Raw genomic sequence first — 24576 nt, 5'->3', positions numbered from 1 at the left:
GGCATGCACTCTGTTCTCCGCATCCTGGTCGGCGTGAGCGCGGTCGCCGCGATGACGGCCACCGGTACCGCCGCGGCCGAGCCCGATCAGCGCGAACAGGTCCAGTCCGCCGCGGGCACCGAGGGCCTCGACCCACCGCTCGCCCTGGCCTACACCCTGGCCGAACAGCAGGCACACGCCGAGGGCGTGCCGCTGTCGGTCACCTCCGGCTACCGCACCCCCGAACAGCAGGAAGCGCTGTGGCAGGACGGCCTGGCCACCCACGGCACCCCGGAGGAGGCCCGTCGCTGGGTCCTCCCACCCGCCGAATCGACCCACGTCTCCGGCCACGCGGTCGACGTCGGCCCGCAGATCGGCGCCCAGTGGCTCGAGGCCAACGGCAATCGCTGGGGGCTGTGCCGGACTTTCGACAACGAGTGGTGGCACTTCGAGTTGGTGACGGTGCCGGGGGCGCCGTGCCCGCCGACCGTGCCCGACGCGAGCATGCGGTAGGTCGACCGGCGCGGTCTTGTCTGTCAGCGCAGGGCGGCGAAGAACGCCCGGATGTCGGCGACATGCGCCGCCGGTTCCTCCATCGCCACGAAGTGGTTGCCGGGGTTGCCCGACGGCCAGTGGGTGATCTTGTTGTCCCGTTCGGCGAGCTTGCGCATGAGCGGTGAGTCGCCACCGTAGACGCCCGTCGGCACCAGATTCTGGCCGGTCGGCCAGCCGAAACCGCCGTCGCGCAACCCGTTGTACATCGGCCACGAGGAGGTGCCGGTTGTCTGGGTGAACCAGTACAGCGACACCGTCGTGAGCAGGTGGTCGCGGTCGATCACGTCCTCGGCGAGTTCGGCCATCGGCGTGAACTCCTGGAACTTCTGCATCATCCACGCCAGCAGGGCGACCGGGGAATCGTTCCAGCCCAGCGCGAAGGTCTGCGGTGCGGTGCGCAGCAGGGCGTGGTGGTCGACGCCGCCGGTCATCCACACTTGCATCTGATCCCACTCGGCACGGTCCTCGTCCGACATCGCGGGCACGTCGGCCTCGGTCGGTATGCCGATCCCGCCGTCGAGATGGACCCCGATCACGTGCTCCGGGGCCGCGAGCGCCACCTCCGGTGCGATGTAGGCGCCCAGATCGCCGCCCTGCGTGCCGTAACGCTGATAGCCGAGCCGGTCCATGAGTTGCGTCCACATCCGTGCCACTCGTGCGGTGGTCGTCCCCACCTCGCGCGGAGCCTGGGAGAAGGCGAAGCCGGGGACCGACGGGACGACCACGTCGAAGGCGAGGGCGGGATCGAGACCGTGAGCGCGGGGGTGAGTCAGCGGGCCGATGATCCGGGTGAATTCAGCGAAGGTGTTGGGCCACCCGTGGGTGAGCAGCAGGGGCACCGCATCGGGTTCGGGGGAGCGGACGTGGACGAAGTGCACGTCGAGGTCGTCGATGGTCGTCTGGAACTGTGGGAAGGCGTTGAGCGCGGTTTCCTGGGCCCGCCAATCGAATTCGTCGGCCCAGTAGGCGGCGAGCTCACGCAGGTACGAGGCAGGCACCCCACGTTCCCAGCCGTCGCCCGGCAGCTCGGGAGTCCATCGGGCTCGGGCCAGCCGGTCGCGCAGGTCGTCGAGATCGGTCTGCGGGATGTCGATGTGGAAGGGGCGGACAGTCATTCGGAACTCCTCGTGATCGGTGTGAACCCGACGCTACGAGGGATCTAGGACAGGATCGGTCCTAGATGTGCGCGAGAATCGAAATCATGACCGACACCGCCGCCCGGCTGCTCCGTTTGCTCTCGCTGCTGCAGATGCCACGCGAATGGCCGGGCAGCGAACTCGCCGACCGACTCGGCGTCACCGACCGCACCGTGCGCCGCGATATCGACCGGTTGCGCGAACTCGGCTACCCGGTGCTCGCCGCGATGGGTGCGAGCGGCGGCTACCGCCTCACCGCCGGATCGGCGCTGCCGCCGCTGGTACTCGACGAGGACGAAGCGGTCGCGGTGGCCGTCGGCCTGCGGGTCGCCACCGGACAGGCGGTCGGCGGGATCGAGGAGGCGTCGGTGCGGGCGTTGACCAAACTCGAGCAGGTCCTGCCCGCGAAGCTCCGCCGCCGGGTGCGGGTGGTCGGTACGGCGGTCGCGGTCCGGGTGGGTGGGGGACCCACCGTGGAGCCGGAGGTCCTCACCACCCTCGCCGCGGCCGTCACCAACCGGGAACGACTGCGCTTCGGCTATTTCGACGCCGACGGCGCCGAGTCACGCCGCCATGTCGAACCGGTCGGCGTCGTCGCGTCCGGTCGGCGCTGGTACCTGGTCGCCTACGACCTCGACCGAGACGCCTGGCGCACCTACCGTGCCGACCGGATCGCCCACCCGCACCCGACCGGTGCCCGGATCACCGCGCGCGAGCTACCCGCCGCCGACGCCGCCGATTATGTGGCGGGACGCCGAACCGACTGGACCACCGCCCAGTACCGGATCGACGTCACCATAGAGGCCCCGCTGTCCCGGATCGCCGGCCGGCTCGGCGAGGACCCCGCCACATTGCACCCCACCGGCGCCACCACCTGCCGCCTCACCGGCGTCCGCGATGACGACCCCGATTGGCTCGCCAGGCAATTGGTTTCGCTCGGAGTCGCGTTCCGGGTACACGCCTCGCCCGAACTGTCCGGACGACTGCGTGCGATGGCGGAGCGCATCGGGCACGCGGTGGGGTGAGAAACGCGTCAGGGCCGGGCCGCGACCGCTTCCACCTCGAACAGCACATCGGGGGTGGCCAGCGCCGCGACCCCGATGAGTGTCTGGGTGGGCGGGGTGGTGCCCCAGTGCTCGGCGACGGCACCGGCGATCGGGCCGAGTTTCGTGACGTCGTGGTTCACCACGTAGGTACGCAGCGCGACGACGTGGCCGAGATCCAGGTCGTGGGCCGCCAGTGCGGTGGCGATGTTGTCGAATGTCCGCTTCACCTGGTCGGCGAAGTCGCCGGAGACGACCGCACCGTCGGCGTCGGAACCGTATTGGCCGGAGACGAAGACCAGCTCGGTGCCCGCCGCAACGGCGGCGGTGTGGCTGTAGCCGAACGGAACCGGGTTGTGCAGGCCGTCGGGGTTGACGATGGTGTGCGCCATGCGAGGCACCTCTCGTGTGATGGGTTGTCGTGACGCTGATGAGCCTGTCAGCAATACACGACATCCTCTGTCGTGTATTCCGGGTAATCTTTCGCGAATGCGCGCCGACCGGCTTGTCTCCCTCGTGCTGCTGCTGCGCAGACACGGCCGGCTGACCGCGGACGTGCTGGCCCGCGAGCTGGAGGTCTCCACGCGCACCGTGCTGCGTGATATCGAGGCGCTGTCCGCGGCCGGGGTGCCGGTGTACGCCGAGCGCGGCAGGCACGGTGGTTTCGCCCTGCTCCCCGGTTTCCAGACCGAACTCACGGGGCTGAATCACGACGAGGCGCTGGCGCTGCTCGTCGCCGGATCACGGCGTGGGGCACAGGCTTTCGGCCTCGGCGGCGCTCTGGCATCCGCCATGCGCAAGGTCGTCGACGCACTGCCCGAGAGTTATCGCGACACCGCGGCCGGCGCCGCCCGGCGACTGCTCGTCGACCCCGAGACCGATCTCCTGTCGCGTCGCGTCGTGCCCGAGGACCTGCCCGATGCCGTAGTGGCCGAGGTCCGCCGCGCGGTGCTGACCGGTCACCGATTGCGCATCAACTACGCCGCCGTCGACCGATCCGCCCAGTGGCGAACCGTGGACCCGATCGGCCTGGTCACCGTCGCCGGCCAGGGCTATCTGCTTGCCACCAGGGCGGGGGAGGACCGTACCTATCGCCTGTCGCGCATCCTCGACGCGGAGGAACTGCCCGAACTCGCGCAGCGGCCAGAGCACGTCGACCTGGATCAGGCCTGGAAGGAACGCGGCACCCGGTTTCGCACCGGCGGCGACCAGGTAGCCGTCGATGTCCGGGTGAACCCCACCCGCCGTACGGAACTCGTCGGCACGGCGGTGACACTTCGCTCCGAAACGATCGAGGCCGACGGCCGACTCCGCCTCGAGCTGACCTTCCAAGACCCGCGTCATGCCGAATGGGCACTATGGCAACTCGGCGCCCATGCGGAAATCCTGGCACCGCAATGGCTGCGCACCACCCTGCGCGACCGCGCGACCACGCTCGCCGCGCACTACCGATCGCAGTGAGACAGTGATCTCAGCCGACCGACGCCGGTTCTCCTGGCATCCCTTCCAAGGTCAGTCCACCCTCGATGGTGTTGGGCAGGCGGCGGCGGTTCGGGGAGCCGAGGGCGGTGGTGAGGTCGCCGCCGTCGTGTTCGGCGAGGAGTTCGCCGCTGTCCCACACCAGCAGTGTCGCGCTGACGGTGTTCTCGGCCGTGGAGTGGGCCAGGTCGTAGTGCGCGCAGCCGGGGACGTGTGGGTAGGTGATCCACAGGTCGTAGCCGGTCATGAACAGGTCGAGGTCGAATTGCACACTGAGGCCGAGCAATTCGCTGCGGCCGTTGTCGTCGACACCGGCGAACGCCTCGTCCAGCGCCAGCAGGCGCGGTGCCTGCGGGTCGGCGGAATCGAGCATCACATGGGCGGCGGCGAACAACGGCAGGTGCAGTGACACCGACTGCTCACCACCGGAGAGCGCGCTGTGGCGGGCGACGGTGAGCTTGTCCTCGGACCCGTCGCCGGAGATCAGCGTGAACGAGAACACCCGCCAGGACCGGTAATCGAGGGTGGCGGCGAGGATCTCGGGATACGAGCGTTCCGGGTGGGCCGCGCGGGCGGCGCGGATCTCGGCCGCGAAATGCGCACGGACCGCACCCAGATCGTCCGGGCTCAGCGCCGAGGTGTCGCGGTCGAGCAGCTTGCACATGGCGCGCGCCGCCTCCGACAGACCGTCGGCCAGCACCCAGTGCACGCCGATGGTGTTGCCGGACGACATCCGCCGCTGCTTCATCTCCGCGCCCATGCGAGAGATGAGTTCCCTTGCGTCGGTTGTTCGTTCGTGGATCTGCTGGGCCAAGCCGGTGAGCAACGCGTCCTCGAGGATGCGGCGTTCGGCGTCGGTGAGCAACAGTTCCTGGTCGCGGCGCGCGGCGTCGATCCGCGCCGCGAAATCGGCGAGCGCGGTCTGGCCGTTCTCGTCGTGTACGGCCACCACGGTGAGCCCGTCGGCGGCGTCCCAGTGCAGGCGGTAATCGCGGCCCGAGGCGGTGAGCGCGGCGTCGAATTCCTGTAGCGCGCTCGTCACCGCCGACCGGGTGGACTTGCGCCCGGCCTCGGTGGCGCGAACCTGGGCGGTGGCGGCATCCAGGTCGGCGAACAGGGCCGCGACCTCGTCCGGCAAGACCACCGGATCGGTTTCCGGGCCCGCGGCGACGATGCGGTACTGCAGCTGCTCGGGTGTCGACCAGGCGGCCTCGCTGCTCGGCCACCGGTGTTCGACCGAAGCGCCGAGCAGGCTCAGCAGGTCTGGCCGTGCGTACGGAGCCAGCGATCGCACGTCGGCGAGCACCTCGGTGAGCGCCGTGGCGAGCGCCTCGTGCGCCGTGCGATAGGCCGCTTCCGCATCACCCACCGCCTCGATCGCCGCATTGGCCGCCTTGCGCGCGGCCCGCTGCTCGGCTTTGGCGGCTTCGATGGCCGCACGCGCCGCAGCCAGCTCACGGTCGATGTCGGCAGCACCGGCGCCCAGCGCTTCTCGCAGCGTTTCGAGCTTGCGCTGCTGTTCGGTATATCCGGCGCGGGCCGCCTCGGCCTCCTCGGCGAACGCCTCGGCCAGGGCGCGGGCCTCGTCGTGCCGATCGGCGCCCTCCCGCTCGCGCTCCCGTTCCCGCTCGTGCTCGGCACGCAACCGCAACAGCCCGGTGCCGGTGTTCTCGAAATGCCGGACCGCGGCGGCCAGCGCGTCGAGTTCCCGCGCCGCGCGCGGCGTGCGATGCGCCTGCGCCGCCGCCCGCACCTTCTTGTCCTGGGCGGCCACCTCGGCCACCGCCAGATCGAGCTCCCGCTCGGCCTGCGCGGCCGCCTCCACCCGCGACCGCATCAGCCCGGCGGTCTCCGCGACCGTCCGCAGTGCGGCGGTCACCGCCGACGGCCGCGGCAACGACTTCGCCGCAGCACTGAGCTCAGCCAATTGTGCTGCCGCCGAGGACTCGTCGGCCCGAGCCGCCTCGTACTCCGCGCCGGCGGCCTCGATCGCCACCTCGATCTCGGCGAGCCGCGACGCCCGCCTGCGCGCCCGCGCGGTGGCACCGATGAACTCGGCCTCGGTCTTGTGATGCCTGCCGACCAGGACACCCAGCCGATAGTGGCCCGCTGTCCCGATCACCACGGGGGCGGCCTCGGAGGTCAGCGCACTCAGCGTGGCGCCTGGCATGGTCCGTCCCATGCCTTCGCCGTCCGCGACATCGGCGCGATCCGCACCCTTCGCCGCGACTGTCGCCGACTTCGCTCCGCTTCCCGCGCCTCCCGTCACGTCAGCTGTCGAGCCGCCATCGCCTGCTGCCTCGGGCACCGGATTCGCCTTGGCCGCTGCGCTTGGTGCGGAGTTGGCCGAGTCGGGGAGGAGTTCGTCGAGGGCGATGGAGGCGAGCACGGCAGCGACCGTGTCTCTCGGGACCTCGACCTCGGCCGTATTTTCCTCCACCACAAGGACATCGGCGAGGGTGCGACCGGTCGGGTGCTGGTCGATGGGCAGTGGGAGCAGGAAGTGGTCGGACTCGACCTCGGCGGGCAGGGTCGGTCCGCAGATCCAGCTGTCCAGCAGACCTGCGGCCTGCAACGCGGCCTCGATCCCGGCGGCTTCCTGCACGGACACCGCGTCGCCGAAACGCACGAGCTTCCACAGCGGCGCACCCGGAAGTCCTGCACGAACACCGGTTCTGGTCGTCGACGGCGGGGGAGCGTCGTCGTGCTGCGCAGCGATCTGCTTGCGTTCGGCGATGAGTGCGTCGCGGCGCGCGGCCGCGGCATCAGCCCGCGCCCGCACCTCCTGCCTGCGGGTGCGGAGCTGCTCGCGTAGCGGCTCGATTCGCTCCGTCAAAACCTCTGCGGCAGAGGGGATATCCTCGACTCCGGCGCCGGCGAAGGCGATCTCCAGCGCCTCGAACAGTCCGGCGTCATCAGCGAGGCCGGCGAGGATACCGGAGTTGGTTTTCCACCAGGCCCGAAGGTTCGCGACAGACTCCTTGCGCGCCAAGGCAACCGCGGCTTCCGCGTGCGCGACTTCGGCGGCCGCGGCGTCACGCAGCTCGACCGCGCGTTCGGCGAGGCGTTCGGCGCGGGTTCGGTCGGCGGCGGCGGATTCCCACTTGCTCACCGCCTTGCGGACCGCGCGCACATCGGCGTCGCGTTCCTCGGCGTGGCCGCGGACGGCGGCGGTGAACTGGTCGCCGCGGCCGTCGGTGCCGGGCGTGGTCCACTCGATGCCCGCTTCCTCGGCGGCCGCTCGGAGGGCTTCTTCGCCGCGCACCAGCGCGGCGGCGGCCGTGCGTACCGCTTCGGCCGCCTTCTCGGCTTCCTCGGCCCGCCGCTGCAGAGTCAGGGCGGCTTCGGCGGCTTTGTCGCGGTGGGCGGCGGCGGAGGTTTCGAGCCTGCGGACCGCGTCGGCGAGGTCGTCGAGTTGCTGTTTGCCCTCGTAGGCGCTGGAGCGCTGCAGGTTCTCGCGGTCGGCGATGGCCTGTTCGTAGGCGCGGTCGGCCTCTTCGGCACGGGCCTCGGCGGCGGCACGGTCGGCGTCGCGGCGGGTGCGTAAGGCGGTCGCGGCGAACAGGGCGGTCGAGGCATTGGTGACGGCGTCGAGCCGGGTGCGAACCTGATCGACATCCGATTTCGCTTGCACCGCGAGGTATTTGCGATAAACATCGACGAACCGCCGGGTGGCGGTGTCGGCCTGCACCAGCCCGTCGAGAGTGCGGCCCACTTCCTCCATGTCGCTGAAGGAACGAGCCGCGTCGAGGATGAGTTGTTCGTCGAGGGGACGCAGACCGTCGGTGAGGGCCTGCGACAACCCGCGCGGGTCGAGGTTCTTGGCCAGCTGTGGGCGGCGCAGCGTGAGGATCAGGTTGATGAGCTGGTCGTAGCGCTGCATACCGAGCCCGAACATGCGGGCATCGATCGCGGCCCGGTATTCGACGGGGCGGTCGACGATGGCGTCGCTGCCGATCTGCTCGGCGAGCTGTTTGCGGGTGAGCGGGCGGTCGTCGGGACCGATGAGCGAGAAGTCGACACCCGCGCGGCCGTCGGCGACGAAATACCAGCGCGTCACCTTGTCCGAGGACCGGGTGGCACGCATCCCGATACCGACCGTGACGACCTCGGGATCCTCCCAGCTGCCGCGCGCGAATTCCATCCACACATACGAGTACGCCGATTCCTGCTTGCGGTAGAGCAGGTTCGACTTCATGGTCCGTTCCTCACCGGCGAACGGGTTGAGCCTGCGCGGCTCGATCCGCCCGTCGAGCACGAACGGGAACAGCACCTCGAGAGCCTTGGTCTTGCCGGAACCGTTGGGCCCGCGCAGTACCAGGCGTCCGTCGGCGAAACAGAACTCCTGGTCGCGGTAGTCCCACAGGTTGACGATGCCCGCGCGGGTCGGGACGAACCGCACTCCGCCGTGAATGAGCGTCATCTGCTCAGCTCCCTCCCGTTCCGGTGCCGGCATCAGCGGCGGTGACGAACAATTCCTCGGTCTTGCGCACCCGTACCGTGACGACCGCTCCCCGGTATCTGGCCAGCGCGGGCAGTACGAGCAGACCGTCTTCGACGGGCCGGATCAGCCGCAGCTTGGTCAGCAGGGCAAGCACCTCGGCGGTGAGGCCGCCGAGGTCGGCCTGCCATTGAGCGGCGAAGGTGGCACCGTAGCGGTCGGTGAGGGCGGTGACGGTCGCGCGCACCCACGCATCGTCGAGGAACGGGTAGGTGTCGGGTTCCTCGGCGACCTCGTCGTCGGAATCTGGTGCCGGGTCGGGTGTTTCGTCTGCCAGCGGGACGAACACCCCGGCCTCGGGGATCGCGGTGTCGAGCTGGTCGAGGAGTTCCTCGGCCGGATCGAGGTCGGGCAGTGGGCGGTGTGGCAACGGGTTGTCCAGATCCAGCACCGCGTCGGCGATCTCACCGATCAGCAGCAGCCCCACCTGCGCGAGCGTGCCGGTGCCGGGGAACCGCGTGTCCGACAGGCGACCCGACGTGTCGACAAGGGCGACACCCTCGGCCCGCCGTTCGGCCCGCAGCCCGGTGCAGTACTCCACCTCACCGATCAGGCGCTCCTGGCCGAGCAGTGCCCGTTCGGCGGGCGTCAGATCCGCGAGATACACGACCGGGCGCTCCACCAGCGCGCGCCGCACCCGGCGAGCGACGTCGGCCGCCACCTCGGTGTCCTCGGCCAGCAGACCGCGCACGCTGTGCAGGTGCTGCAATGCCCGCGGAGGCCGGAACAGCGCGAAAACCACCGGGCGGTCGATGTCGTAGAGCGCCTCACCCGCGTCGGGGTCGCTGGCCCACCCGCCCGCGTCACCGTCGGCCAGGGTCAACGCGCCGCGCGCGCCGAGCCAGCCGACGGCGTCGACGAAGGCGTCACGATCGGCGGCCCGCTCGGTGGACAATTCGAGCCCATCGATCCGGCCCGCGTAATCGGCGACATGCTCTGCCAGCTCCGACAGGGTGATCTGATCCCCGGCCCGCCCCAACGCGGCCAACGCCAGGGACAGATAGGCGTAGCGCCGCCGGTCGAACACCCGATCGTTGACACTGCGCGCGGGCCGGGTGTCCTCGAGCCGATCGTGTACCGGATACAGTCGCGCCGTCGTCTCGGTGATCTCCACCCGATACCCGAACAACTCGGCCATGTCCTCGCGCAGTTCGGTCGCCCACCGCCGGATCAGCGGCAAGGCGATCCGATCCGGATACACCCGCGTGACAAGGTGATTCGCCAGCATCACCCGGACCGCCCGCTGATAGCTGTCGAGCGCGAGCGCATCGATCCGCTGCCGCTTCACCGCGTGGTCCTCCGCCCCGTCGAACCCTGAACTTCGAGGCGGCGATTGTTCAGATGGAGCAACCCGGCGGCCGTGCGGATCACCGTCGACCCGTCACACGGGCGGACCGTCAGGGTGACGCCGTTGTCGGAACCCGTTGTGCCCTCGACCCGTCCGCTCACCGGCACCCAGGCCGTGGAGGCCGCGTCGAGCAGACGCAGCAGCACTTCGGTCTCGCGCTGGTCGAGTACCCGCTCGTGCACGTTGCAGGTGGCCAGCGAGGCGGCGGCTGCCGCGCGTTCGCGTTGAGCGGCCAGTTGCGCTTCGCGCAGGCGACGTACTCCGGCGTCGTTGCGGGAGATCCGGGCGGGTGCGCCCGCGGTGGGTGCGCGGCCGGTCTCGGCGAGGGTGCGGGAGATCTCCAAAGGTGGTGCGTCCCACCAGGACCGGTCGACGGAGACCAGATCTGCGTCGGGGTGTTCCAGCGACAGGTGCCGTGGTTTGCCGAGGCCGAACACCGCGTCGTACAGGGCGTGCGCACTGTCCGAGGTGGGGGTGGCGACGAACCACGCCGCCAAGTGGCGCAATGCCGATTCCCGGCTGATCCCGCCCCGGCGGGTCTCGGTCACCCGGCGCAACAGCGACAACACGGCCGCGATGGCGCTCATCGTCGCCTCCCGCAGCCGGTCGGCCTCACACGACTCTCCCGGCTCGGTGCCCGCGACGAACCAGGTGCGCAACCCGTCCCAGCGGGCCCGCCAATCCGCCTCCCGCTCGACGGAACTCAGCAGCACTCGTTCGTCGCACCCGGCCGCCCGGCCGATCAGCGCGTCGACCCCGGTGTCCTCCACCTCGCCGATCGCGGCGGCCAGGCGTGGCGCGAACCGGGCCAGATCCATGCTGAACTCCCGCATGTGCGCGAGCAACGCGTCCTTGTGCGCGAGAAACGACTCGGGAGTGATCTCGGTGGTGCGCACCAGGTCGCCCAGCGACAGATAGAAGTGCGCGGCGCGGGCCGCCATGTCGGTGAGCGCGGCGTCGAGCCTGCGCAACGTCGTGTAGACGCGTTCGGCGTCGCCCTCGCGGTTGGCGGTAGCCAGGGTGCGCAGATCCGCGAGGAGCTCGGGGAGCACCAGCCGCGACAGCGACGCGTCCTCCATCCGGGCGGACAGCACCCCGGCCACGGCCTGATACGCCTGAAAACCGGCCTGCGCGAACTGGTACACGTAGTGCCGGTTGCGGTACTCGGCCAAAGTGGCCGCCCGGGTGCCGTCGTAGCTGCGCTCGAGCACTCCCCAGCGGTGCAGTTGCTCGAGCAGCGGACCGATCTCGGCCGCCGACAGCGGCACGCCCGCCGGAGCGGGCCCCTGCGTGCCCGCCTCGGCCTTGGCGATCCACTCGGCGACATCGTCGGCGTGCAGCAACACCACGTACGCCGCGCGCGCACTGTCGAAGGCACGCAGAACCCGCAGGTAGTCGGCGCGTTTCTCGGCGGTGGCGAACGAGAACAACCGCAGCCGCTCGTCCCACAGGGCAGGGACGGCGCTGGGCAGGCCGTCGGCGCGGTGGTCGGTCACCGTAGACAGATTAGTGGTGACCGAGCACTGCTCCGCCCGACCCGCCCCGGATCGGCGTGGCATCGCCGCCGCGCTCACCCGACGTTGAGCGAGCGCAACTGCTCGAGGAACGACTGGGTACGCGGATCACCGGGGAAGCGCTCGATGATCTCGCGCGCCGCCTCGCCCGCGATCCAGGCCAGCGACGGCAGCGACTTGCGTCCCGCCGTGAACGCCGCGACCCCTTCCTCCACCGCCCGCTCCAGATCACGATCACGCACGGCCACCACCGCGAGCGTGAGCCGGGCTTCGGACACGCGCATCGGATTGCGCACACTGCCGTCGGGCCGCGTCGAATCCTTGATCACCTGCTGGGCATAGCGTTCTGCCAGCCGGTCCTGCCCGGCCACCCGGCAGCAGTCCATGGCGTAGAAGTCGAATTTCGTTGCGTCGACGACGAAGTGGTTGTCCAAGTCGGCCGGATGACCCATCCGCGCCAGAATCGCCCGGCCCTCGTCGAGCGCGGTCTGCACCGCCCGGCGATCGCCCAGGCGCGCCCAGCCCTTGGCGCGTTGCGCGGCCAGTTGCACCCCGACACCCATCGACGTGGTCCCCGCCATCGCCTTCTCGGAGACATCGATGGCGCCGCGAAAGTTGCCCTGGGTCAACGCGAACCACGCCGACATCTCCGCCGCCCAGCCGACGATCTCGGGGTTGCCGGCCTCGCGGCCGAGCGAATCCGCCGCCCGCCGAGTGGCTTCCGCGCCTGCCCGGTGGCCGAGGTCGTAATCGACGCAACCCACCAGCAACGCCACCCAGCCGGCCAGTACGAGGATTTCCCGATGCTGGCTCAGGGTGAGTCGGCCGTCGAGCAGCGAGGTGATCCGGCGCAACCACGCGGTTCCCTCGGCGTGCAGCTCGTGCGGGTCGGCATAGGCGTACTCGCAGCACAACCGTTCGGCGGTGATCCGCACCGCGTCGAGGGTGGCGCTGTTGACATCGGACATGCGTAGCCTGCCGATGAATTCGAGTGTGTCCATACCGGTTGCGGATAACAGCTCGTCATCGCGGTTGGGACGGGACTTGGGGAAGAACGCGGCGGGGACGGTGTCGAACGCGGCCGCGATGATCGGCGCGTAGAACTCGTCGGGTCGTGATTCACCGGACTCCCAGCGCCGCCAATTGCGCAGCAGAGTACTGTCCGTCGGCAGGTTGTGTGTGGACTTGGCACGCATCGCGCGGACGGCGTCGGCTTGCGACCATCCCCTCGCGTCACGTTCCGAGCGCATCCGGACAGCCCAGACGGGTCGATCATCAGTTGCGGTCACGGCCGTAGTATTCCACCAGTTAACGTTCGGCGTCCCGGATAGGGCATGTAGATGTCATCGGTTTGACATCTGCTACAACGGAGGACGAATGCGCATGCTGTAAGTAGGTGCTCGGCCGGACCGAGCACCCGCCCCGCAGGAGAGCTTGCGAGGCAACGCAGTACCCCCGCGCGGCGGCTGGCGCCGCGCGGGGGGATCCGACAACAGAACAGCGATCCCAATCCAACGGAGGTTCGGGTGGAAGCGTTGATCTATGGATACTTGCGTGACGATCTGGCCGAGGGCCAGGGCGATCAATTGGAGGATGCGCTACGCAGCCTCGCGGCTACGGCGGGGATGTGTTTCGCCGCGACGTTCCATGAATCGACCGCGGGTGACGGTGCGGCCTTCGCCGAACTCACCCAGGAATTGAAGCGGGCCGATGCCCACCACGTGGTGGTTCCGTCGCTCGATCACCTTGCCGGGCAGACGATTCCGCGCGACATGCTGATCGCGAAGCTGGCGCACGAGGCCGCCGCCCAAGTTCTCACCCTGGAGCGCTGACATGACGCCTCCGGCGCCGAAGCACCATCGGTGACGGCGGCGGCCCGAGCGGGCCGGCGCGTCGGGCCTACAGCCCGAAGCTTCCCGGCCCGCGCCTGCGCAGGTACTTCTCGAACTCCGCGGCGATGGCGTCACCGTCGATCTTCGACATCGTCTCGTTGAGATCGAGTGCCGCGTCGCCCCGTTCCTCGAGCGAGCGCACGTATTCGCTGATCTCCTCGTCGCCGACGGTCATCTCGTTCACCGCGGCCTCCCACTCCTCGGCTTGAGCAGGCAGCTCGCCGAGCGGCACCTCGATATCGAGGACCTCCTCCACCCGGTGCAGCAGCGCGATCGTCGCCTTCGGATTCGGCGGTTGCGACACGTAGTGCGGCACCGCGGCCCAGAACGACACGGCGGGCACGCCTGCCTTCACACACTGGTCCTGCAGCACGCCGGTGATCCCGGTCGGACCCTCGTAGCGCGTCTGTTCCAGATTGAATCGCTCGGCGGCCTCCGGGCTGTAGGCCGAACCGGTGACCGGCACCGGCCGGGTGTGCGGCGTGTCGGCCAGCAACGCGCCGAGGATCACCACCGTCTCCACACCCAGCTGTTCGATGAACTCGAGCAGGTCGTTGCAGAAGCTGCGCCAGCGCATATTGGGTTCGATCCCGCGCAGCAGCACCACGTCGCGGTCGCTGCCGGGCGGCGAGCACACCGACAGCATGGTCGAGGGCCACTGGATCTCCCTGGTCACCCCGTCGACCTGACGCACGGTCGGCCGGTTCACCTGGTAGTCGTAATAGTCCTCGGAGTCGAGTTCGGCCAGCGGCTCGGAGTCCCAGAGCAACTCCAGATGTTCGACCGCGCCACTGGCGGCGTCTCCGGCGTCGTTCCAGCCCTCGAAGGCCGCGACCAGCACGGGATTGCGCAACGTCGGCAGTTCCGTCTCGGGGGTCTCACTGGCATCCACCAGGTCAGCCTAGTGTCTTGGGCCAATTGTTTTGTGGCGACCGGCAGGGTTGCGTGTTGTGTGGCCCGGGCCACTGGATCACCGACAGTGGTCTCGTGTGTCGGAGGCGCCCACTAGTCTTGAACCATGCCTGCGTCCTTGCCCACCACTTTCGATACCACGCTCCTCGACACGCTGCGACGCCGTGTCGTCATCGGCGACGGTGCGATGGGCACGATGTTGCAGGCCGCGGACCTCACGCTCGACGACTTCCGCGGCCTCGAGGGATGCAACGAGATCCTCAACGAGACGCGGCCGGATGTGCTGGCCGAGATCCATCGCGCGTACTTCGCGGCGGGCGCGGACGCGGTGGAGACCAACACCTTCGGGTGCAACCTGCCCAACCTCGCCGACTACGACATCGCCGACCGGATCCGCGACCTGTCCGAGCGCGGCACCCGTATCGCCCGCGAGGTGGCCGACGAGATGGGCCCCTCGTCCGACGGCACCCCGCGCTACGTCCTCGGGTCGATGGGGCCGGGTACCAAGCTGCCGACGCTGGGCCATGCCCCGTTCGCCGCGCTGCGTGACGCCTACACCGAGGCGGCGCTGGGCATGCTCGACGGCGGGGCCGACGCCATCCTCATCGAAACCTGCCAGGACCTGCTGCAGGTCAAGGCCGCGATCACCGGCAGCCGCAGAGCCATGCTCGCCGCCGGTCGCCGGATCCCGATCATCACCCACGTGACGGTGGAGACCACCGGCACCATGCTCGTCGGCAGCGAGATCGGTGCGGCGCTCACCGCGCTGGAACCGCTCGGTATCGACATGATCGGCCTGAACTGCGCCACCGGGCCCGACGAGATGAGCGAGCACCTGCGCCATCTGTCACGCCACGCCACCATTCCGGTGTCGGTGATGCCGAACGCGGGTCTGCCGGTGCTCGGTGCCAAGGGCGCGGAGTACCCGCTCACCGCCGAGGAGCTGGCCGTCGCGATGAGCGGTTTCGTCTCCGAGTTCGGGCTGTCGATGGTGGGTGGTTGCTGTGGTACCACGCCCGAGCACATCCGTCAGGTCGCCGAGGCGGTGCGCGAGGTCGAGAAGACGCTGCCGCCGATCGACGATCGCCGTCGTCCCGAGCACGAGCCCGCCGTGTCGAGCATGTACACCGCCGTGCCGTTCGAGCAGGACGCCTCGATCCTGATGATCGGTGAGCGCACGAACGCCAACGGCTCCAAGGCTTTCCGCGACGCGATGCTGGCCGCGGACTGGCAGCGGTGCCTCGAGATCGCCAAGGACCAGACTCGCGACGGCGCCCACATGCTCGACCTGTGCGTCGACTACGTGGGCCGCGACGGCGCCGCCGACATGAACGAGCTGGCTTCGCGCCTGGCCACCTCGTCCACCCTGCCGATCATGCTCGACTCCACCGAGGTCGCGGTCCTGCAGGCCGGGCTCGAGCACCTGGGCGGCCGGTGCGCGGTGAACTCGGTGAACTACGAGGACGGTGCCGGTCCCGAGTCGCGATTCCAGCAGATCATGGCGCTGGTCGCCGAGCACGGTGCCGCCGTGGTGGCGCTGACCATCGACGAGGAGGGCCAGGCCCGCACCGCCGACCACAAGGTCGCCATCGCCGAGCGGTTGATCGCCGACATCACCGGCAACTGGGGGCTGGCCGAGTCCGACATCATCATCGACACGCTGACCTTCACCCTCGGCACCGGTCAGGAGGAGTCGCGCAAGGACGGTCTCGAAACGATCAACGCGATCCGTGAGCTCAAGCGCCGCCACCCGCAGGTGCAGACCACCCTGGGTCTGTCCAACATCTCCTTCGGCCTGAACCCGGCCGCCCGGCAGGTGCTGAACTCGGTGTTCATGCACGAATGTGTGGAGGCCGGGCTCGACTCGGCCATCGTGCACGCCTCGAAGATCCTGCCGATGAGCCGGATTCCCGACGAGCAGCGCGAGACCGCCCTCGACCTGATCTACGACCGCCGCGGCGAGGACTACGATCCGCTGCAGAAGCTGATGGCCATGTTCGAGGGCGTGTCGACCGCGTCGTCGAAGGCTTCACGCGCCGAGGAGCTGGCCGCGCTGCCGCTGTTCGAGCGGCTGGAACGTCGCATCGTCGACGGTGAACGCAACGGTCTCGGCGACGACCTGGACGAGGCGATGAAGTCGGTGCCGCCGTTGCAGATCATCAACGAGACGCTGCTGTCGGGCATGAAGACCGTGGGTGAGCTGTTCGGGTCGGGTCAGATGCAGCTGCCGTTCGTGCTGCAGTCGGCCGAGGTGATGAAAACCGCGGTGGCACACCTGGAACCGCACATGGAGGCCACCGACGACTCGGGCAAGGGCCGCATCGTGCTCGCCACGGTGAAGGGCGATGTGCACGACATCGGCAAGAACCTGGTCGACATCATCTTGTCCAACAACGGCTACGAGGTGGTGAACCTGGGCATCAAGCAGCCCATCGCCACCATCCTCGACGCCGCCCAGGACAAGAAGGCCGATGTGATCGGCATGTCCGGCCTGCTGGTGAAGTCCACCGTGGTGATGAAGGAGAACCTGGCCGAGCTCAACGCCAAGGGTGTGGCCGAGCAGTTCCCGGTGCTCCTCGGTGGTGCCGCGCTCACCCGCTCCTACGTCGAGAACGACCTCACCGAGGTCTACGACGGTGAGGTGCACTACGCGCGTGACGCTTTCGAGGGTCTGCGGTTGATGGACGAGATCATGACCGTCAAGCGCGGCGGTGGCCTCGACCCCGACAGCCCCGAGGCGATCGAGGCCAAGAAGAAGGCCGCCGAGCGCAAGGCCCGCCACGAGCGCTCCAAGCGGATCGCCGCCGAGCGCAAGGCCGCCGAGGCGCCCATCGTGGTGCCCGAGCGTTCCGACGTGGCCGCCGACCTGCCGGTGCCGACCCCGCCGTTCTGGGGCACACGTGTGGTGAAAGGCCTTCCGCTGGCGGAGTATTCGGGTCTGCTCGACGAGCGGGCCCTGTTCCTCGGGCAGTGGGGTCTGCGCGGGCAGCGTGCTGGTGACGGCCCGAGCTACGAGGAGCTGGTCGAGACCGAGGGCCGTCCCCGGCTGCGGTACTGGCTCGACCGGCTGGCCACCGAGGGCGTGTTGCAGCACGCCGCCGTGGTGTACGGGTACTTCCCGGCGGTGTCGGAGGGCGACGAGGTCATCGTGCTGACCGAGCCGGAACCCGATGCTCCCGAACGGTACCGGTTCACCTTCCCGCGCCAGCAGCGTGACCGGTTCCTGTGCATCGCCGACTTCATCCGCTCGCGGGACAAGGCACGCGAGACCGGTCAGGTCGACGTGCTGCCCTTCCAGCTGGTCACCATGGGCCAGCCCATCGCCGACTTCGCCAACGCCCTGTTCGCGGGCGACAGCTACCGCGACTACCTCGAGGTGCACGGTATCGGCGTGCAGCTCACCGAGGCGCTGGCCGAGTACTGGCACCGCCGGGTGCGCGAGGAACTGAGCATCGACGGGCAGTCGGTCGCCGACAGCGACCCCGCCGACGTGCAGGACTACTTCAAGCTCGGCTACCGGGGCGCGCGGTACTCCTTCGGCTACGGTGCCTGCCCGGACCTCGATGATCGGGCCAAGCTCGTCGACCTGCTCGACGCGGGCCGGGTCGGGGTGACGCTGTCGGAAGAACTGCAGCTGCATCCCGAGCAGTCCACCGACGCCTTCGTCCTGCTGCATCCCGAGGCGAAGTACTTCAACGCCTGACATCGGTGTTCGGTGATCGGGCCGGTCCACCTCGGACCGGCCCGATTCGCCCTGTGCCCGTTGTGAATCTGATCACGAACCCGGCGGGTCGACCATGGTGGTCGATGGTCGGCAACGGAATCGAAGCACTGCGGCACGTAGGATTTTCGGAAGTTTCATCCCGCTGTGGCGCGCAGGGCTGGACGACTCGGCGGTAAGCAGGAGGGGCACACGTTATGACATCGGATCGGTTGATCGCGGGACGCTATCGACTCACCGACCCGATCGGCACGGGTGCGATGGGCGTGGTGTGGCGCGCCACCGACGTCCGGTTGCGCCGCACCGTCGCGGTCAAGCAGGTGCTGCTCGCGCCGGGTCTCACCGGAACCCAGGCGCTGGAAGCGAAATTGCGGGCCATGCGCGAGGGTCGCATCGCCGCCCGCCTGCACCACCCCAACGCCATCACCGTCTTCGACGTGGCCGAAGAGGACGGCCAGCCCTGGCTGGTCATGGAATACATGAACGCGCCGAGTCTGGCGGTGAAGATCTCCGGCGGGGCTACGCTGTCACCGCTCGAGGTGGCCGGGATCGGCGCGCAGGCCGCGGCGGCGTTGTCCGCCGCGCACGACGCCGGGATCATGCACCGCGATGTGAAACCGGCCAACCTGCTCGTCGGCGACGACGGCACCGTCAAGCTCACCGACTTCGGCATCTCGCACGCCACCGGCGACGTCACGGTCACCGCGACGGGCTTCCTCGCGGGTACCCCCGCCTATCTGGCGCCCGAGATCGCCCGCGGTGACAACCCGAAACCGGCCGCCGACGTGTTCGCCCTCGGTTCGACGCTCTACGCCGCCGTCGAGGGCGCGCCGCCGTTCGGCGAGGGCGACAATCCCCTCGCTGTCCTGCACGCCGTCGCGCGCGGGGTGGTGCCCGAGCCGAAGAAGGCGGGCCCGCTCGGACCGGTGCTGATGTGGTTGCTCACCGCCGACGACGCCGAGCGCCCGACCATGGCTCAGGCCAGGCGCGCACTGGAAGATGTTGCGGCGGGACGTGTTCCGGCGCTGCCCGCGACCGCGACCAAGGTGCTCGACCTCGCCGCGACGACGACCTCCGAGCAGGCACCGCAGGCCGGTGGGGGAGTGAAAGCCGCCGGATTGCTCGGCAGCGGCCTGGCTTTCGCCAAGGCGGCCCGCTCGGCGATCACCGGCGGTTCCTCGGGCGCGAGCGCCCCGGGTCTCGTCGGGCCGCCACCCCCGGCCGTACCACGCCTGCCCGACACGGCCCCGGCACCGGGTGATGTCGACTCGGCCGCCGCCACCGAATTCCTCGGCGGTGTCCGTGACGCGGCTGCCCCCGCCCAGCCGTCGCCCGCGCGCCCACCCGCTCTCACCCCTGCGCCCGCCCGCACCGGTTCCTCCGACAACCGCGCCGTCCTGTTGCTGGCCGCCGCCGTCGCCGCGTTCGCGGTGATGCTCGTGGTTCTGGTGGCCACCCGTGACCGCGGCGGTGACGCCGGGCAGCAGGCGCAGGACCCGCCCGCACCCGTCACGGTGACCACCATGGTCGACGGCAAGGTGAGCACCGTGGTGATCGTGCCCGAGCAGGAGACGATCACCGTCTCGGCGCCGCCGCCGTCCGGGGTCACCACCGCCCCCACCTCCACCCCGGCCACGAGCAGCGCGACCTCCACCCCGCGCCCCACCACGACCACCATCACCACGACACCGTTCGGCCCACCGACGCCCGAACGCATCAACCAGTTCATCGCGAACTACTACGGGATGCTGCCCGGCAACACCAGCGGCGCCTGGTCGCGCCTGGCCCCCGGCTACCAGGCCCAGACCGGCGGCTTCGGCCAGTACTCGTCGTTCTGGTCGACAGTGCGCTCGGTGACTGTCGGATCGATCACCCCCAGCGGTCCCGATCGCGCGGTCGTCTCGCTCACCTATCACCTCACCGACGGGTCGGTGAGCTCGGAGAACCGGTGGATCCAGGTCACCGGCGACGCGGGCAACCTGCAGATCGCCGGATCGGGCGTGTGACAGGCAGCCGTTAGGCTTGACCGGGCCCGTCGAGCGCGGTGCCACCCCCCGAGACGACGAGAACGAGGCGAGTGAACACGTGAGCGCGCGACCGGCCGCGGTGCTGTGGGATATGGACGGCACGCTGCTCGATTCGGAGAAGCTGTGGGATATCGCGGTGCGCGAGCTGGCCCGCGAACACGGCCACGAGATGAGCGACGAGTTGCGCCACTCCCTCATCGGCGCCTCCGGACCCAACGCGCTGCGCATGCTCTTCGACGGTATCGGCGTTCCGGCGACCCCGCAGGTGATCGCGGCGGCGGGGGAGTTCCTCGAACAGCGCGTCACCGAACTGATGCTCGGCCCCATCCCGTGGCGCCCCGGCGCGCTCGACGCGCTGAACATGGTGCGCGCCGCGGGTCTGCGCTGCGCGCTGGTGACCAACACCAAACGCTCGCTCACCGAGTACGGTCTCGACACCCTCGGCAGGCACTTCTTCGACCTGTCGGTCTGCGGTGACGAGGTGGCCCACGGCAAGCCCGCACCCGACATCTACCTGCGCGCGGCCGAACTGCTCGGTGTCGATCCGGCCGACTGTGTCGCGCTGGAGGACTCGCCGACCGGTGCGCTGGCCGCGCAGGGGGCCGGCTGCGCGGTGATCGTGATTCCCTGCGAAATCGAGGTTCCCGAGGTCGCCGGGCGGGTATTCAGGGAATCACTGGACGGATTGTCGGTGGCCGACCTGCGTGCCGCCTTCGCCGCACGGGATGAACGGGCCACTGCCACCGCGTGATAGGGCGTAATAGCCTACCGTGATAATTCCGTCATCGGGGTGGAATTTGCGAAAACTGTTGTGGCACAGATGAATTCACTTCCCTGTGATCTGTTCGGGATTGGCCGATTCGACCGAATCCCGGGCGTGTCACAGAATTTTCGCGCAAACTGTTTCCATGACAGGCACGCGGGGGCTTGACGAAATCGTCGACATCGCACGGTATCCACTCACCGATCCGGGTGATCCGGGGAGGCAGGCCGCGATCGACGCGGCCCGTGCCGAACTCGCCGAGGACGGCTGTACCGTGCTGCGGGAATTCATCCGTCCGCAGCTGCTCGAGACCCTGCGCGCCGAGGGCGAGGCCATCGCCCCGCACGCTTACTACAAGGTGGAGCGGGTCAACGCCTACAACATCCCCCTCGACGCCGATCTGCCCGCCGACCACCCGGCCGGCATCGTGTTCGACCGAGGCAACGCCTTCGTCGCCCGCGACCACATCCCCACCGACGCGCTGATCCAGCGCCTCTACACCGACCCGGTGTTCCAGCGCTTCGTCGCCGACTGCTTCGAACTCGACGAGCTGCACGAATTCGCCGACCCGCTGGCCGGGCTGTGCCTGAACGTGGTCGAGCCGGGCATGTCGCACCCCTGGCATTTCGACACCAACGAATTCACCGTCAGCATGCTCACCCGCCGCCCCGACTCGGGTGGTGTCTTCGAGTACTGCCCCAACATCCGCGACCCGCACGCCGAGAATCTCGACGACGTGCGCGCCGTGCTCACCGGCGAGGGCGGGCGATTCATCCGGGCGCTCGAGCTGCGCCCCGGTGACCTGCAACTGTTCAAGGGCCGCTTCTCCCTGCACCGCGTCACCGAGGTGACCGGTGCCGGGCAACGACATTCGGCGATCTTCGCCTACACGGACCGGCCAGGGGTGATCGGCACTGTCGAGCGCACCAGGCAGCTGTTCGGCCGTGTGCTACCCGATCACGTGGCCGCCGCGGCCGCCGCCGTCCGAGGTGACCGACTGCTCGACTGAGAGGAACCCATGTCCGTTCCGTTGCACACCACCGGTAAAGCATCCTTCGACGACATCTACGAGAGTCCGGACCCACGTGCGTATTTCGCCCGCATGAACGAGCTGGACTACCGGATCCCGGAACTGGCGAAGCCGCATTTCGCCGAGCAGTTGCGCCAGCTGCGCGCCGCGCGCCCGGACCGCATCCCGACGGTGCTCGACCTGGGCTGCTCCTACGGAGTGAACGCGGCGCTGCTGCGGACCGACACCACCGTCGACGAGCTGGCCACGCACTACCGCGACCACGCCGACACCGACCGCGTGGGCCTCATCGCGGCGGACCGGGAGCGGTTGCGCACCGACCTGATGCCCGACGTACGCTTCATCGGGATGGACGCCGCACGCCCGGCGCTGACCTATGCCCACGCCGCCGGACTCCTGCACGACTACGTGCACGCCGACCTCGAGGCCACCGAGCCCACCGAGGCACAGCGACGTGTGCTCGCCTCCGCCGATCTGGTGATCTCCACCGGATGCGTCGGCTACATCACCGAGAAAACCCTGTCCAGGGTCGCGCAAGCCGATCCACACAAGCGACCGTGGATGGCGCACTTCGTGTTGCGGATGTTCGACTTCGATCCCATCGCCGCCGAACTCGCCGCGCTCGGCTATCGCAGTGAGCAGCGGCCCGGTATGTTCCAGCAGCGTCGCTTCGCCTCGGCGCAGGAACGTCAGCAGGTGCTGGATGCGTTGGCGGCCAAGGGAATCGACACCACCGATCACGAAGCCGAAGGCTGGCTCTACGCCAACCTGTTCCTGTCCCGCCCGCATCCCATCGAGACCTGAGGATCTGGATTGAACCAACCCACGTTCGCCGCCGAAGACACCCTGCCCCGGGTTCCGCTGCCGACACTGGAAGACAGTTGCGCGCGGTTCCTGCAGTGGTGCGCTCCGCTGCTCGGCGCCGAGGAATACGCCACCACCGAGGGCGCGGTAGCCGAGCTGCTGCGCCCCGGTGGGGCCGGGCGCACGCTGCACGCCGCGCTGGCCGAATACGACGCCACACCCGGTGTCGGCAGCTGGCTCGACGAGTTCTGGCCCTCGCGTTACCTGGGCCGCCGCGACCGGATCGCGCTCAACGCCAACTTCGTGTTCCTGTTCCGCGACGACACGCCGCTGGCGTCGTCGACGGTGGCGGGGCAGGCCGAGCGGGCCGCCGCGCTCATCGGCGCCGCTGTCGACTACAAGCTGGCCCTGGACGCGGAGAAGATCCCGCCGGTCACCCAGCGTGGACAGCAGTTGTCGATGTGGCAGAACAAGTACCTGTTCTCCGAGACCCGGATTCCCGGCGAGGTGCAGGACTCCGTTCGCAAGCCCTACAGCGACGAATGGCCGGGGCCATCGGACGCCCGCCACATCGCGGTCTTCTACCGGGGCAACATCTTCCGGATGGACGTGGTCGGGGCCGACGGTGCGCCGTACGCGTTCTCCGACCTCGTCGACGGGCTGCGTGCGGTGATCAAGGCGGGCACCAAGCCGGCCGCCACCGACACCTCGGTCGGTCATCTCACCACCAAGGCACGCGCCGAATGGGCCCGCAGCCGGGCCGCCCTGCGCACCGTGCCCGCCAATGTGGAGGCGTTCGACGCCATCGAGACCGCACTGTTCTCGGTGTGCCTCGAGGACTTCGCGCCCCGCGACGAACTGCACGCCTGCGATCAGCTCCTGCACGGCGACAGTGGCAACCGCTACTTCGACAAGTCGGTGTCGTTCATCGTCTTCGCCGACGGCCAGGCGGGCATCAACATCGAGCACTGCGGGCTCGACGGCACCACGGTGCTGTCGTTCGTCGACGCGCTGCTCAAGCGCGGCGCCGACGACCACGCCGCAACCAGCGGCGCCAAGGCCCAGGGACTGCCCGCCGTCGAGCCGGTCGAGTTCGAACTCGACTCGGCGGCGCGGGCCGATATCGCCGCCGCCGGAGCGGATTTCGCGAAGTTCGCCGCCGACACCGCCACCTCGCTGGTGTCGTTCGACGACTTCGGCACCGCCGCCGCCAAGAAGCTCGGCATCTCACCGGACGCGTTCGCGCAGTTGAGCTATCAGCTCGCGCATCGGCGCAGCAAGGGCATCACCGGGGCGACCTACGAGTCCATCGCGACCCGCCAGTTCCGCAACGGCCGCACCGAGGCCATGCGGGTGGTGACGCCGGAGATGGTGGCCTTCGTCGACGCCATGGTCGACCCCGAGGCCGGCCAGGAGACGAAGCTCGCCGCCGCGCGGGCCGCCGCCGCCGCGCACGTGAACCGCGCCAAGGAATGCCAGGCGGGCCAGGCACCCGAGCAGCATCTGTGGGAGCTCGAGTGGATCCAGCGCCGTCGCGGTGCCGAGCTCGGTGTGGACGGTGAGCGGATCGCGTTGTTCGACAGCCCCGGCTGGACGGTCATGCGTGACGACTACCTGTCGACCAGTTCGGCGCCCTCGCAGTACATCCGCTACTTCGGTTTCGGGTCCACCAGCCCACGCTGTATCGGCATCGCCTATGTGCTGCTGCCGGACCGCTGGAACATCTACCTGGCGACGCCGAAATCGGTGGCCGATCAGATGTACGCGTTCGCCGACCACCTGCGCACGGCGGTTGGTGAGCTGCGGGAGTTGTTGGCGTGAGTTGGCCGGGTACGCGTCCGTGGGGCGCGTACCCGGCACTTTTCGGTTTGC

General features: G+C 69.3%; 17 protein-coding genes. 10 read left to right on the top strand and 7 right to left on the bottom strand.

Features of this window, described 5'->3' with window-relative positions; genetic code table 11:
* The first annotated feature begins 3 nt into the window (after positions 1-3).
* Positions 4-492: a M15 family metallopeptidase gene (locus AB0I35_RS04160; RefSeq protein WP_357394253.1), complete on the top strand. Its 489-nt coding sequence runs from the start codon at positions 4-6 to the stop codon at positions 490-492.
* 23 nt (positions 493-515) lie between these two features.
* Here AB0I35_RS04160 and AB0I35_RS04155 read toward each other — a convergent pair whose 3' ends face one another.
* Positions 516-1649, bottom strand: coding sequence for an epoxide hydrolase (locus AB0I35_RS04155; protein WP_357394252.1), 1134 nt, complete (start codon positions 1647-1649; stop codon positions 516-518).
* Positions 1650-1735: 86 nt separating this feature from the next.
* Between AB0I35_RS04155 and AB0I35_RS04150 the strand changes: the two genes are divergently transcribed.
* The gene (locus AB0I35_RS04150) at positions 1736-2695 is read left to right on the top strand and encodes a YafY family protein (protein ID WP_357394250.1); all 960 of its coding nucleotides are present in this window, start codon (positions 1736-1738) and stop codon (positions 2693-2695) included.
* An 8-nt stretch (positions 2696-2703) separates the two neighbouring features.
* Here AB0I35_RS04150 and AB0I35_RS04145 read toward each other — a convergent pair whose 3' ends face one another.
* Positions 2704-3105 carry a RidA family protein gene (locus tag AB0I35_RS04145; protein ID WP_357394249.1) on the bottom strand — a complete coding sequence of 134 codons (402 nt, stop codon included), beginning with the start codon at positions 3103-3105 and terminating at the stop codon, positions 2704-2706.
* Positions 3106-3202: 97 nt separating this feature from the next.
* Between AB0I35_RS04145 and AB0I35_RS04140 the strand changes: the two genes are divergently transcribed.
* Positions 3203-4174, top strand: coding sequence for a WYL domain-containing protein (locus tag AB0I35_RS04140; RefSeq protein ID WP_357394247.1), 972 nt, complete (start codon positions 3203-3205; stop codon positions 4172-4174).
* A 10-nt stretch (positions 4175-4184) separates the two neighbouring features.
* Here the strand turns inward: AB0I35_RS04140 and AB0I35_RS04135 are convergent, their stop codons facing one another.
* The 4 genes from AB0I35_RS04135 to AB0I35_RS04120 form a co-directional block, all read right to left on the bottom strand.
* Positions 4185-8615, bottom strand: a complete 4431-nt coding sequence (locus AB0I35_RS04135; protein ID WP_357394245.1) for an SbcC/MukB-like Walker B domain-containing protein — start codon at positions 8613-8615, stop codon at positions 4185-4187.
* 4 nt (positions 8616-8619) lie between these two features.
* Entirely contained in the window at positions 8620-9981 is a 1362-nt protein-coding gene (locus AB0I35_RS04130) for a DUF2398 family protein (RefSeq protein ID WP_357394244.1), read from the bottom strand.
* The gene (locus AB0I35_RS04125) at positions 9978-11477 is read right to left on the bottom strand and encodes a TIGR02677 family protein (RefSeq protein WP_357394975.1); all 1500 of its coding nucleotides are present in this window, start codon (positions 11475-11477) and stop codon (positions 9978-9980) included. The genes AB0I35_RS04130 and AB0I35_RS04125 overlap by 4 nt, the downstream gene beginning before the upstream one ends.
* 134 nt (positions 11478-11611) lie before the next feature.
* Positions 11612-12844 carry an XRE family transcriptional regulator gene (locus AB0I35_RS04120; RefSeq protein WP_357394242.1) on the bottom strand — a complete coding sequence of 411 codons (1233 nt, stop codon included), beginning with the start codon at positions 12842-12844 and terminating at the stop codon, positions 11612-11614.
* 237 nt (positions 12845-13081) lie between these two features.
* Here AB0I35_RS04120 and AB0I35_RS04115 point away from each other — a divergent pair, with 237 nt between their 5' ends.
* A complete protein-coding gene (locus AB0I35_RS04115; RefSeq protein ID WP_067492061.1) occupies positions 13082-13387 on the top strand; it encodes a hypothetical protein in 306 nt (101 codons plus the stop codon).
* Positions 13388-13454: 67 nt separating this feature from the next.
* On the opposite strand, the gene AB0I35_RS04110 is transcribed toward AB0I35_RS04115, so the two are convergent.
* Positions 13455-14339, bottom strand: coding sequence for a PAC2 family protein (locus AB0I35_RS04110; protein ID WP_067492062.1), 885 nt, complete (start codon positions 14337-14339; stop codon positions 13455-13457).
* 126 nt (positions 14340-14465) lie between these two features.
* Here AB0I35_RS04110 and metH point away from each other — a divergent pair, with 126 nt between their 5' ends.
* The 6 genes from metH (at position 14466) to AB0I35_RS04080 (ending at position 24525) form a co-directional block, all read left to right on the top strand.
* Positions 14466-18062 (top strand): methionine synthase, encoded by a 3597-nt coding sequence (gene metH / locus AB0I35_RS04105; protein WP_357394240.1) that lies wholly within the window; start codon positions 14466-14468, stop codon positions 18060-18062.
* Between the two features lie 215 nt (positions 18063-18277).
* Positions 18278-20086, top strand: coding sequence for a serine/threonine-protein kinase (locus AB0I35_RS04100; protein WP_357394239.1), 1809 nt, complete (start codon positions 18278-18280; stop codon positions 20084-20086).
* 79 nt (positions 20087-20165) lie between these two features.
* Positions 20166-20858 (top strand): HAD family phosphatase, encoded by a 693-nt coding sequence (locus tag AB0I35_RS04095; protein ID WP_357394237.1) that lies wholly within the window; start codon positions 20166-20168, stop codon positions 20856-20858.
* A 157-nt stretch (positions 20859-21015) separates the two neighbouring features.
* Positions 21016-21879, top strand: a complete 864-nt coding sequence (locus AB0I35_RS04090) for an arpA protein (protein WP_357394235.1) — start codon at positions 21016-21018, stop codon at positions 21877-21879.
* Between the two features lie 9 nt (positions 21880-21888).
* Positions 21889-22704, top strand: coding sequence for a class I SAM-dependent methyltransferase (locus AB0I35_RS04085; RefSeq protein WP_357146472.1), 816 nt, complete (start codon positions 21889-21891; stop codon positions 22702-22704).
* 9 nt (positions 22705-22713) lie between these two features.
* Positions 22714-24525 (top strand): choline/carnitine O-acyltransferase, encoded by a 1812-nt coding sequence (locus AB0I35_RS04080; protein WP_357394233.1) that lies wholly within the window; start codon positions 22714-22716, stop codon positions 24523-24525.
* Positions 24526-24576 lie beyond the last annotated feature (51 nt).

Origin of the sequence: Nocardia sp. NPDC050378, assembly GCF_040655675.1 — a bacterium.
Classification (GTDB): domain Bacteria; phylum Actinomycetota; class Actinomycetes; order Mycobacteriales; family Mycobacteriaceae; genus Nocardia; species Nocardia coubleae.
Note: the sequence above shows the minus strand (reverse complement) of the source record. Positions and strands in the feature narration are given on the sequence as shown.